This is a genomic window from Mariniflexile fucanivorans (assembly GCF_004341235.1).
Taxonomy (GTDB): Bacteria; Bacteroidota; Bacteroidia; order Flavobacteriales; family Flavobacteriaceae; genus Mariniflexile; species Mariniflexile fucanivorans.
The window spans coordinates 14,522-26,227 of record NZ_SLUP01000008.1; the positions used below are offsets into that span (position 1 = coordinate 14,522).

Here is an 11,706-nt window from a genome sequence, read left to right on the forward strand (position 1 = left end):
TAACAAGCGCATTTTATGGTACAATACAACCCAAAAGATTGGATTACCTTTATTTTTAGATTTCATAAATCGGATACGTTTAGAAAACTGTTTCCTATGATGATATTTATTGGGCTTTATACCTACGGCGTTGGCTATTTGGAACTTGAGTATTGGAAACTTTCAGAAAAAAACCATTTATCAAACATTACGGTCATGCACGGTATGTTGGGTTTTGTTATTTCCTTATTGTTGGTTTTTAGAACGAATACCGCTTACGATCGTTGGTGGGAAGGTAGAAAACTATGGGGAGCTTTGGTAAATAACAGCCGAAACTTAGCCATAAAATTGCATGTTATTTTAAAAGAAGAACACGATAGAAACTATTTTGAAAAGTTAATACCAAGTTATGCTTCTATTTTGGTAAAACATTTAACCAATAAAGAAACGAGTTTGCAACTTTTTGATCATGCCGAATTAAAGATAGACCAACATAAACACCACCCAAACCAAGTGGCAAAAATGATTTTCCAAAAGGTGAACGATTTGCACGAGCAGAAAAAAATTACAGGCGACCAACTTATTATATTAAATGCCGAAATACAATCGTTTACCGATATTTGTGGTGCTTGCGAGCGTATTAAAAACACACCCATTCCGTATTCATACAGTGCATTTATTAAAAAATTCATATTTTTTTACATCATGACCTTGCCTTTTGGCTATGTATTTAGCTTAGGCTACTATGCGGTACCCGTGGTTGTTTTTGTTTTTTATGTTTTAGCAAGTTTAGAATTAATTGCTGAAGAAATTGAAGACCCATTTGGCTTTGATGCCAACGATTTACCTATTGATAAAATAGCAGCAAATATTAAAAAACATGTGGAGGAGGTGTTTTGAGAGAAATTAACAACCCTAAGCTTTTAATTGGATGTTGTTTTTTTAAAATATAGTTTTAATGTTTTGATTTTGATTGGGTTAAAGAGGAATACTGTTTTTGACGAGATTTCGAAGGGTTCGTTTAAGAGTTTGTATATGATTAGTAATTTATTAGAAGTTTTGTTATTTTTTGTCTGAATTGTAATATATTTGAATTTACAATTTCAGATTCATTAATGCTTCAAATATTAAATACAATTCATAAGCCAGATAAAGTTTATCCAACAGCGGGAAATCCGATGTTAGTTACTTGTGATGATTTAGAATATTGGATTTGTAAACATAGTAGAGATGTGTCCAAATTAATTAATGAACTTTTTGGCTCAAGTTTCGCAACAATTTGGGATTTAAATACGCCCGATATAGCTTTAATTAATGTTAAAAAAGAGCATATTCCACATAATGTTCAGGGAGTAAATTTTGATAAACCTTGTTTTGGTTCAAAGTATATTCAGTCAAGTAAAGAAATTGATGATACGATTTTGGTTATGTTTGAAGATGCTAGTTTTAGAAAGAAAATAGCAAATAGAGAGGATTTTTTAATGATAGCTTTTTTTGATATTTGGCTTTCTAATGAAGATAGAAATCACAATAATAGTAACTTACTAATAGACTTCTCGATTCAAAATGAAATCTACTTTACAGTTTTTGATCACGATGCTATATTTAACTCCAACGCGTTGCATAGAGGAGTCTATCAAATCAATGATTTTGAATCATTGATTAATACTCAATTAGCTAATGTATTATTTAAGAGAGGACGAAATCTTGTTAAAGTTGTTGATAACTTGGTTAAGAAGTTCTACCTTTGTACTAAAGAGTGTGAAGACAACATTGATAATATTATTGCGTTAATACCTGTAGAATGGGGAGTTAACATTGATTCTTTGGAAGACCAATTAAGAAAAAATTTGTTTACTAAAGAATGGCTTAATAGTTGCGAAAATAATTTTAGAACTCTAATTCAAGAAAACATAAAATAATGAATACCTTTTTTAGCATAATGTACCTAACCCTAAATGCTAGTCTTAAAGAAAAGATTAGTATAGGGATAATTATGGCTAATGGTGAAGATGTCAAATTTAAGATATCAGATACGAAGTTGGGTATTGTAAAACAACTTATTCCTAACCAGAATTATAGTTTTTTAAAATCTTATTTTAAAAACTTAAATAATGATTTGAATTCTAGTTTTGAAAATAATGATTTACTAAATCTTAAAAATGACATTTCACATAAGTGGATTAATGAGAAATATTTTAGCTATCTCAATAGATACTCTAATAACATTGTAAAATTTTCTGAACCAAGAGCGATAGATATTGCTTTTGATGAGATAACATTTTTAAAGTTATTTGAGAAATATATTTTTAATTATGATGAAGAATTAGTAATAAAAGAACCAAAGAATGATATAGTGAATATAGTTAGAACAAAATTATATTCTAAAATAAGGTCCAAGGTTAATTTAGATGCTATAATTAATCCAAATGATTTTAAAGAGTTAATTTCTCCTGTAAATGTTAATTTTATTGGAGAGAATGGTCAAATTGTTGCAGGTCAAACAATAGATTTCTCTAAAAGATATGTTGACCTTGAAAGAGATTTGACAAAATATATTTCCTTTACAAAAGCAGTTGACTACGAAAAAGGAGGAGGACATTATTTCCTAGTAGGGAATGAACCGAAAAAGAAATTAGCTAAAAAAAATCATGCTATTTGGAAACATATTTATGAAAGTAATATTGTAGATTATGTTCCTTTAAATGAAACTGACAAAATAAAAGACTACATTGATTTAAAGGGTGTTCATCCTTATTTTGAAAAGCGAAATTCAGAAGAATAATATTTATCGCTAAGTTTTAGGTATTAAACCAACGACTTGTTATGAAATCGTATTAATTTTTATATAGAAAGTTAAACGAATTTAGTTGTTTTTTTCTTATAAAGTCCAAGAGAAAATTAATCACAAAACCAACAACCCATTATCCCGTAAAACGTTCATAGGCTTAGAAAACCAAAACAATTCAAAATCTTCAAACTCGGTTTCAAAATCTTTTTTTAATTCTGAAAAGGAGGGGAGTTGGTTGTTGCTTCTATTTAAAGCATCCAGTTGGTTTAAAAACCAGTTGCCTTTATCTTTATCTAAAGTAACATCAAACGTATCGGTGGTGTTATGAAACGTCAATTTTAGCGAATAAAAGGTGTTGCCTTTTTTGGTTTTAGACTGTTCGGTTACCAAAGGTTCGGTGCCCAACCACATAATTTTTGCGGTTGGTTTTATGTTGAAATTGGTTTCAGTTTCTAAAGCATTATAAATAAAATCAGGGGTAATCGTTGTTTTTGGTATTTTAAAATCGAACCAATCTTGCAAAGACATATCGAACCCAATACCGTGCATAAAATTGAAAAGTGATTTTTTTAATCCGAAACTAAATTGGCTGTGGTCTATACCTGTGGTATCGGTAAAGTCTATGTCGTTATTAGCGAAGGTGATGTTTTTTGTGTTGGGAATGATGTGATAATCGGACGGATTTAACCCAATAGGGCTATGAGCCGTTAATGCAAACTGGTGCCAAAACCCCGATTGCAATACGCCAATTTCGAAAAGTTGACGTACCATTTCCAAACTATCCACCGTTTCTTGAACGGTTTGCGAGGGGTATCCATACATTAAATAGGCGTGCACCATCATGTTGGCTTCGGTAAAATTGCGGGTTACTTGCGCCACTTGTGCAACGGTTACGCCTTTATCAATAAGTTTTAATAATCTATCGGAAGCTACTTCCAGTCCGCCAGAAACTGCAATACAACCAGAGGCTTTTAACAGTAAGCATAAATCTTTAGTGAAGTTTTTTTCAAACCGAATGTTCGTCCACCACGTTACGGTGAGTTGGCGTTTTATGATTTCTAAAGCCAAGGCTTTCATTAGGGCTGGAGGCGCTGCTTCATCTACAAAATGGAAACCTGTTTCGCCCGTTTGCTCTATAATTTGTTCCATGCGATCTACCAATAATTTGGCAGCTATGGGTTCGTAAATTTTAATGTAATCTAAAGAAATATCGCAAAAAGTACATTTTCCCCAATAGCAACCGTGAGCCATGGTGAGTTTGTTCCATCGGCCATCGCTCCATAAACTGTGCATGGGGTTGGCGATTTCTATAACTGAGATGTAATCTTTTAATAATAAATCGGAATAATCGGGTGTACCAATATCCGCTTGTTTGTAATCGGGTTTGGTGCTGTTGTTTTTGTAGACTACTGTTCCGTTTTCTAAAACGAAAGTGCGTTTAGCCTCCCCCAACCCCTCCGAAGGAGGGGAGTTAAAAACGTGTGATATTAAAAGTTCGATGGGTAATTCGCCATCATCTAAGGTTATGAAATCGAAAAATTCAAATACGCGTACGTCGGTTACCGAACGTAATTCGGTATTTGGAAAACCACCACCCATAGCAATTTTTATGTTTGGATAGTTGGCTTTTATGTGTTGCGCACAACGGAAGGCGCTGTATAAATTCCCTGGAAAGGGTACTGAAAAACATACCAATTTAGGCTGTATGGTTTTAAGTTTTTCGTCAAGAATTTCTAAAGTGATGTCGTCTATAAAAGTGGATTCGTCTTGCAAATGTGCATATAACTCATCAAACGAGTTGGCACTTTGCCCCAAACGTTCGGCATAACGACTGAAGCCAAAATTAGGGTCGATGCATTCTATGATAAAATCGGATAAATCTTCAAGAAATAAGGTGGCTAAATGCTTTGCTTTGTCTTGCATGCCCATGGAACCGAATGCCCAATCTAAATCGTCTAACTGATTAAAACGAGAAGCGCGTGGTAAAAAATTATCGGTGCAAATTTGTCTGGCGAAGGTTGGTTTTTTGCCTTGTAGAAAAGTGATAATATCTTCTAAAGGTTGTAGATAAGCATTTCTTAACGCGTAAATACGTTGGCAATTTTCCGATTGAATGCTGTTGTTTTCAAAAGCAATTTCGAATACGTTTTGAAAGGTGTCTTTTTTGAAAAGTTCTAAAATGACTTCAATACCCAAATCCATTTGAAAGGAACCAATTTGTTTGGTATTTAAAAAGCCTTTAATGTATGCTGTGGCAGGATACGGTGTGTTTAATTGCGTAAACGGTGGCGTTATGAGTAAAAGGTCTTTCAAAATGGTGTATTAGAATTTGTAGCAAATATAATGTATTGTCGAGCAAAGTCGCAAAGACTCAAAGCATCATAGACTCAAAGTTGCAAAGGATCAAAGTTTCAGATTTTCAAAGATAAAAGGTTAATTTGTTGGAATTATTAGAGTGTTTGAATTTGGATTTTTAGTTTTGTTAATTGTTAATTGTTAATTGTTAATTGTTAATTGTTAATTGTTAATTGTTAATTGTTAATTGTTAATTGTTAATTGTTAATTGTTAATTGTTTTCTCGTTATTCAAAATCTCCGCTACTGCTTGAGTGTAGTTTCTTGGGCTACCTGCTTTTTTGATTTTTTTATAGGTTTTTTGCGGATTTGAAAAGGACTGTGAAAAGTATTCCCAGAAGCCCAACATTTTCATTTTGATGGGGGTTGGTCCGGAAAGTGCGGCATCGTATTGTTGGTAAATGGTATCGTGAAACTCACTAAAAATTTGCCAACGGTTTGCGGGATATTCTGTGGTGTTGTTTTTAATCATGCTGGGTAAAAATGGGTCTGCGATGAGTCCGCGACCAATCATGAAATGGTCGATACTCGGGAAACGTTCTTGCATTTCTTTAAACTTAACAACGGTGGTGATATCCCCATTGTAATATAGTTTGTGTTTGGTGCTATCTACACATTTTTGAAAGGCCTCTAAATTGACGCCGCCTTTGTACAATTGCTTGCCAATGCGTGCATGTATGGCGATGTTTTTAAGCGGATAATTGTCTAAAATGGGGAAGACGTCCAGAATTTCTTCGGGAGTTTCGTAACCCATGCGCATTTTCATGGAAACAATTATATCGGTTTCGTTATGAACACGCTTTAAAATATGTTCAATTTTTTCGGGGTGGCATATAAGTCCAGAACCCATGCCTTGTTTAGTAACCATCGGGTAGGGGCAGCCTAAATTCCAGTTGAGTTCTTTGTAGCCTAAGGATTGAATGTACTTAACTACAAACAAAAATCCATCGGGATCATTTGTCATCACTTGCGGAATGAGTTCTAAGGTCGTATTGTTTTCTGGTTGTAAATCACGTTGGTACGACGATTTTATAATCATTTTACCATCCAAACGAATGTAAGGGGCATAAAACGTATCGATGCCACCAAAATAATGATGAAAGGCGTTGCGAAATCTGAAATCGGTGAAACCTTGTAAGGGAGATGAAAGTAAAGTGATGGCCATTTTTAAATTGAGTTGTGCAAATATATAGAGTAATTACGAATTATGAATTACGAATTACTTGATGTATTCTCGCATTTTGTCCCTTTTATACTGCGGAAGTGCTTCTATATTTATAGCTAGTTTTAAATGATTTTGATTTTTGTTTTCAGAAAAAAGTAATTTATAAAACTGTGCTGTGGTTAAACTGTTTTTTGCTTTTTCTATAAGCTCGAAATGGTCACCTGTTTTTACAAAGCCTTCTTCTAAAATACGTACATACGTACCGGGGCGACCGTGTTTAACAAATTTTTTCAACACTTTTTGTGTGCCAAATTTCACACCGAATTTATAACAAGGTTCTCGTGGTTGGGTTATTTGTACTACTGCAGAACCAAGTTTATAAATATCACCTATATGAATTTTAGTTTCATCTAGATTTGCCACGGTTAAATTTTCTCCAAGCATACCCCAATTCCAATCTAAATTTGGGTATAGGTTTTTCCAATAAGCGTAATAATTTTCAGAAAATAAATAACACGCTTTAAACTCGCCACCGTGGTTTTCTCTATCGGATACTTCATCACCCTGAACACTTTCTTTACCTAAATAAATGGGTTGGTTTGTGGGTGTTTTATAAATACCAGTTATAACTTCTTCACCAGCAAAAATGATGGTGGTTGGTTTTGCTATGTTGGTTGAGGTTACTTGCATGGATTAAATGTAATAAAAAAAACCACTCTGTTGTGCAAAGTGGTTTTGTATGAATAAAAAAAGTAAGATTTAATTAACAGATATGAGGTTCACATCAAAAATTAATACCGAACCTCCAGGAATACCATTTTTACTATAATTGCCATAACCTAAATGCGCTGGCACTAGTAAAATACCACTGCCACCTTCTTTAAAATAAGTTATACCTTAAGTCCAGCCTTTTATAACTTGTTGTAAGTTAAACGTAATGCCATTTTCATTACTTTCATCGAAAACAGTACCATTAAGAAAATAACCCTTGTATGCGACTGTCACATTATCAGTAGTAGTAGGTTGTACGCCTGTACCCGGATTATCAATAACATAATATAATCCAGTGCTACTTTTTTCAGCTGTTAAATTATTTGCAGTAATGTATGCTTGAATGTCGTTGTCGTTTCTTTTAACATAATCTACAGAATCATCATTGCTGCAGGATGTAAAAAGAACTAAGCTAAAGGCTATTAATAAAATATTTCTCATAATTTTTTTGCGCAAATATAATTTATTCGTTTAGTACAAAAGCGAATTAATCTACCTTTTTAAAACTAAGTATTTTATTTCCGTTGTCATCATAAAAATATAAATTTAGTTTGTCTCTTTTGTAAGTTACAGTATTGTTTAAAGCGTTATTGTATTTATCGGGAATAGCCATATCAAAACACATTTTTCTTGTGGAAGCTAAAGCGCCAAAAGTTATGTTTTCTGAGGTTATGTTTTTAATTTCACCTGTGTAATTATTGCAGCCATCGCTTCCAAATACTTTCATTTCGGTGATGTTTATTTCTAAATTAGGTACATTTTCAGATGGGATAATAGCCTCTTCATTAATATGGGTTACTGCCCAAATATCATGTAATTCCATTTTTATGTTTTGTGTGTTTCCAGTTTTTTTTGAAGCACAAGATGTGATTAATACAACTAGAAGTGATAAGGCTGCAATTGTTTTTAATGATTTCATATAATTTTTTTAAGATTAATTTTCTAATGATTCAAAGGTCTTGCCAATTTTATATTTTTTAAGTTAAAGAAATGTTATTATAGAAATTTAATATTGTTTTTAACAAAAAAACCACCTCGAAAATGAAGTGGTTTTAAAATTTATATTTTAAAAAATTACTGGAGTATAAATTTTAATGTTGAAAAACGGTTGTTTTTAGTATCAACCTTTACAATGTAAATTCCTTTTTGTAATTGGTTTAAATTAATTTGGGCTGTTATTTTTGAAGTTTTAAATACGTTTTGCCCCAATAAATTATAAATTTCTACAGATTTTATTTCTGGTATATTTTGGGTGTTTTTAAAACACAACGTGTTTTTGAATACATAAAATGTACTTGTGGCTATGTTTTCAATTTTATCAACCTTTAATGTATTGTAAGTATATAAATTTAGAATTTCGGTGTCTGAAAGTGTTGTTTGATAAATTCTTAATTCATCTATGGCTCCTTTGAAATAATCGTCTTGACTGAAGTTGCTTTTTCCTATAAATTGGTTTGTTCTTAATAAAGTATTTGGTTTAACTCCATTAGTTTTTTGATTAATTTGTGAACCATTTTTATAAACTGTCATTACACCATTTATGCCAAAGGTTGCAGCATAAAAATCCCATTGAGATTGTGTAATTGTATTTGTTGTTATTAGCTTAGTTTCACCATTTGTATATGTAGAGAAGAATAAGCCATTATTGGTTTGATAGTTTGAAATAATAATATTATTACTTGATGAGCCGTTTCCTAAATCTATAATTCTTGAGTAATTATTAAACGCATCCCAACGTGCCCAAAAGGTCATTGTCATAGCACCTCCGTTTTCCCAATCTCCTAAATCTATATAATCATCAGCACCATCAAAATAATAAGCGCTTTCTGCATTGCCATCTTTATCTGTAGTTAAAACGGGTCCAGCTAAAGTTCCATGATGACCATTTCCACTTTCATCTCTAGCATTGCCGTTAAAAGAGTAGTAGACAATCAAATTGCAATCATACCCAGATACCCAAATGGAGGAAGCATTCATATTGGTTAAAGCCCCGTTATTATTATTTCCCGATAAATCTGTGATGGTTGTTCCGGTTGCTTCATCAAAATTCCAATACATTACTAAACCTGTTTCATTTCCATTGAGGCACTTGTTGTAATTGGCTAAAATTTCGGCATCGGTTTTTTGGGTATTCCAAACGCGCACTTGATCAATGGCTCCATTAAAATATTGTTGATATTTACTGCTTGTTCCCACAAGAATCTGTTGACCAGAACCAGCAACAACTTGGTAGGTAAAGGCTAAAACCGGTAAGCCATCGATGTATAGTTTTGAACCATTTGCTACCATGTTGTTAAATGAAAATGCCACATGGTGCCATATACCATCGGCCAAATTAACGTTTGTGTTTTTTTCACCTTGGCCCCATTCGGCTACTGCTAAATTATTGTCTTTTAGTACAATGCCATACTGTTGTGGTTTCGCCATAATTCCTCTAAGGCCAGCTCCAGCATTTGAGGTCTTTATCCATGCTTCAATGGTGCCTTGCGATGTGTTTAAAGAAGCATTGTTAGTTCCAACAACATAGTCATTTACGCCATCAAAGTTTAAAGCTTTTTGAGCACTTGAAACATAAATGTTTGAAAAAAACATTATCAATAGTAAGAGTAATTTTGTTTTCATGACTTGAAAATTTTGAGTGTTTAAAAAAGTGTTATAAAATAAGAAATTACTACATATAAAAAGAATGATAAAAATCATGTAAAACAAAAAAACCACTTAGTAAAAAACAAAGTGGTTTTTTTGTGTTTATGCCTTCTGTTAACGAAAAAATTTTTTAGATAACAGAATGAGATTACCTCCTTCGAGGGAGTGGTTCTTAATTAATTATCTCATAACTACGCTTAATGAATTTGGAAAGCTATTCACATTCAACCTTTAATAGACCCTTTTAAAGTTGAGATATTCGTCGATGATATTGCGAGCTAATAATAAAGTATGCTATTTATAATCGCGTAAAAGAAGATTCCAATAATATTTTTTAAATAGATTAATACTAAGGTAAAGTTTAAGATGTTTTGAATTTAATTTCTTTTTAAATTTTATAGATGATTTATTAAAATATTGAGTAACACTATATTTTATATCCCTTCCTTGTTTTTTTAACAACTGATAACTTTGGTAGCGTAAATAAGGAGCTATATTTTTGTTACGATATGAATGGAATGTCCACATATTCAAAAGATAGGCTTCATTGTCTTTCAATTTAAATGTTTTATTGTTAATAGTGAAATCATTTAATTCAATAAACATATAAGCCGCAATTTCGTTATTATGTTCTAAACCAATACATAATTGACCATTGTTTAAACCTTGAATCAATTTCTCTTGTTCAGAAACAGGTAAATAACTAGTAATTGATTTCAGTTTTTCAATATCTAAATACCGCAGCAAATATTCTGTAGAATCTCCTTTAATTTTAGGCTCTTGACATTCTTCAACATCTTCCTGTACCCAATAATAAGGATCTATATCTATACCCATTTTCGCTAGCCTATTTCTTATACCAAATAATAGCAACCCATTATTTATGATAATCCAAAATCTTTTAAAAATTGAAATATTCTTGCTTTTTTTAATTTCCATATAATAATGTTAATTTTTACGCCCATATTGGCCATTGCCAGATTCTAAATTCATTTTTAATCTAAATTCTTGTGGTGTCATTATTTCTCTATCATTTACATGGGCTATTGTATGAATTCTTTTTATTAAATCAACGTTGGTTGCTAATTTTGTTCTAGAAGAATCATACCAAATATTATCTTCTAAACCAACCCGAACACCGCCGCCGATTGCTATAGAAAGAGAATTCATTTTTAGTTGATCATCACCAATTCCAGCTAAACTCCAAAGTGAATTTTCTGGAAGATCATTAATCATAATTCCCGCATGGAGTAAATTTGATTGCGAGCAAGCAATGTTGCCAAATAATAGATTAAAATAATAAGGAGGTTTTATGAACTCTTTTTTTATAAGATATTTCGCATAATTTAGCATACCTAAATCAAAGGCCTCAAGTTCGGGAACGATTCCTTTTGATTTCATTAGATTTGCTAAGTCCTGAATCATATTGGGTGAGTTTACACTTGCTGCTTTGTTAAAATTTAAAGAACTCAAAGTTAAACTACCCATATCAGGCTTCAATTCTCCATCTAGGAATAATGGATCTCCTCGTTGTTCTAATCCACTAAAATCTCGTCCACTTAATGAGTTACATACCACCAAATATGGAGCATATTTTCGAATACCTTCTATTATTTTACCATATATTTCTTTTTTATAAGTTGGTACTTGTGTAATGGGATCTCTTGCGTGTAAATGAACTATAGTGATACCTATTTCGGAAGCACGATGTACATCTTCAACAATTTCAGAGACACTAACAGGTACATGTGGTGTCATGCTTTTAGTAGGAATCATTCCAGTTGGTGTGAAATTAATAATTAATTTATTTCCCATGGTTTTTATTATTAATTTATTCTAAACACTTATTTAGTATCGTATAACAAGATAGTTATGTTAAAATATTTTGAATTTTATTTTAGATAGAATACTTATATAAACGTTGTTTTGTAAGCAGCTTTTTAATTTGTATGAATACTCATTATAAGTATTTGTAAATTTCCATAATTGCCTTTTTTAAA

10 protein-coding genes and 1 pseudogene are annotated in these 11,706 nt (G+C 32.0%); 3 read left to right on the top strand and 8 right to left on the bottom strand.

What is annotated here, in order from left to right; translation table 11 throughout:
- Positions 1–15 precede the first annotated feature (15 nt).
- The 3 genes from EV196_RS15365 to EV196_RS15375 all read left to right on the top strand — a co-directional run bounded on the left by EV196_RS15365 (position 16) and on the right by EV196_RS15375 (position 2,764).
- Complete coding sequence (locus EV196_RS15365) at positions 16–879, top strand: bestrophin family protein (protein WP_132218664.1); 864 nt, start codon at positions 16–18, stop codon at positions 877–879.
- Between the two features lie 215 nt (positions 880–1,094).
- Positions 1,095–1,901: a HipA family kinase gene (locus tag EV196_RS15370; RefSeq protein WP_132218665.1), complete on the top strand. Its 807-nt coding sequence runs from the start codon at positions 1,095–1,097 to the stop codon at positions 1,899–1,901.
- Positions 1,901–2,764: a hypothetical protein gene (locus EV196_RS15375; RefSeq protein ID WP_132218666.1), complete on the top strand. Its 864-nt coding sequence runs from the start codon at positions 1,901–1,903 to the stop codon at positions 2,762–2,764. Before EV196_RS15370 ends, EV196_RS15375 begins: the two co-directional genes overlap by 1 nt.
- 120 nt (positions 2,765–2,884) lie before the next feature.
- Here the strand turns inward: EV196_RS15375 and EV196_RS15380 are convergent, their stop codons facing one another.
- From EV196_RS15380 to EV196_RS15415, 8 genes and pseudogenes are all read right to left on the bottom strand, one after another.
- Positions 2,885–5,083: a B12-binding domain-containing radical SAM protein gene (locus EV196_RS15380; protein ID WP_132218667.1), complete on the bottom strand. Its 2,199-nt coding sequence runs from the start codon at positions 5,081–5,083 to the stop codon at positions 2,885–2,887.
- A 246-nt stretch (positions 5,084–5,329) separates the two neighbouring features.
- A complete protein-coding gene (locus EV196_RS15385) occupies positions 5,330–6,289 on the bottom strand; it encodes a tRNA dihydrouridine synthase (protein ID WP_132218668.1) in 960 nt (319 codons plus the stop codon).
- A 54-nt stretch (positions 6,290–6,343) separates the two neighbouring features.
- Complete coding sequence (locus EV196_RS15390) at positions 6,344–6,979, bottom strand: MOSC domain-containing protein (protein WP_132218669.1); 636 nt, start codon at positions 6,977–6,979, stop codon at positions 6,344–6,346.
- A gap of 69 nt (positions 6,980–7,048) precedes the next feature.
- Positions 7,049–7,501: pseudogene (locus EV196_RS15395) on the bottom strand (FKBP-type peptidyl-prolyl cis-trans isomerase).
- Between the two features lie 46 nt (positions 7,502–7,547).
- Positions 7,548–7,979 carry an META domain-containing protein gene (locus EV196_RS15400; protein WP_132218670.1) on the bottom strand — a complete coding sequence of 144 codons (432 nt, stop codon included), beginning with the start codon at positions 7,977–7,979 and terminating at the stop codon, positions 7,548–7,550.
- 155 nt (positions 7,980–8,134) lie between these two features.
- Positions 8,135–9,682: a LamG-like jellyroll fold domain-containing protein gene (locus tag EV196_RS15405; RefSeq protein ID WP_165876177.1), complete on the bottom strand. Its 1,548-nt coding sequence runs from the start codon at positions 9,680–9,682 to the stop codon at positions 8,135–8,137.
- 318 nt (positions 9,683–10,000) lie between these two features.
- Complete coding sequence (locus EV196_RS15410; protein ID WP_132218672.1) at positions 10,001–10,645, bottom strand: GNAT family N-acetyltransferase; 645 nt, start codon at positions 10,643–10,645, stop codon at positions 10,001–10,003.
- A gap of 9 nt (positions 10,646–10,654) precedes the next feature.
- Entirely contained in the window at positions 10,655–11,521 is an 867-nt protein-coding gene (locus EV196_RS15415; protein WP_132218673.1) for a BKACE family enzyme, read from the bottom strand.
- Between the last annotated feature and the right edge of the window lie 185 nt (positions 11,522–11,706).

Coding starts and splice junctions, on each gene's coding strand:
- EV196_RS15365 (WP_132218664.1), top strand. CDS start 16: ATGGTACAATACAACCCAAAAGATTGGATTACCTTTATTTTTAGATTT.
- EV196_RS15370 (WP_132218665.1), top strand. CDS start 1,095: ATGCTTCAAATATTAAATACAATTCATAAGCCAGATAAAGTTTATCCA.
- EV196_RS15375 (WP_132218666.1), top strand. CDS start 1,901: ATGAATACCTTTTTTAGCATAATGTACCTAACCCTAAATGCTAGTCTT.
- EV196_RS15385 (WP_132218668.1), bottom strand. CDS start 6,289: ATGGCCATCACTTTACTTTCATCTCCCTTACAAGGTTTCACCGATTTC.
- EV196_RS15390 (WP_132218669.1), bottom strand. CDS start 6,979: ATGCAAGTAACCTCAACCAACATAGCAAAACCAACCACCATCATTTTT.
- EV196_RS15400 (WP_132218670.1), bottom strand. CDS start 7,979: ATGAAATCATTAAAAACAATTGCAGCCTTATCACTTCTAGTTGTATTA.
- EV196_RS15405 (WP_165876177.1), bottom strand. CDS start 9,682: ATGAAAACAAAATTACTCTTACTATTGATAATGTTTTTTTCAAACATT.
- EV196_RS15410 (WP_132218672.1), bottom strand. CDS start 10,645: ATGGAAATTAAAAAAAGCAAGAATATTTCAATTTTTAAAAGATTTTGG.
- EV196_RS15415 (WP_132218673.1), bottom strand. CDS start 11,521: ATGGGAAATAAATTAATTATTAATTTCACACCAACTGGAATGATTCCT.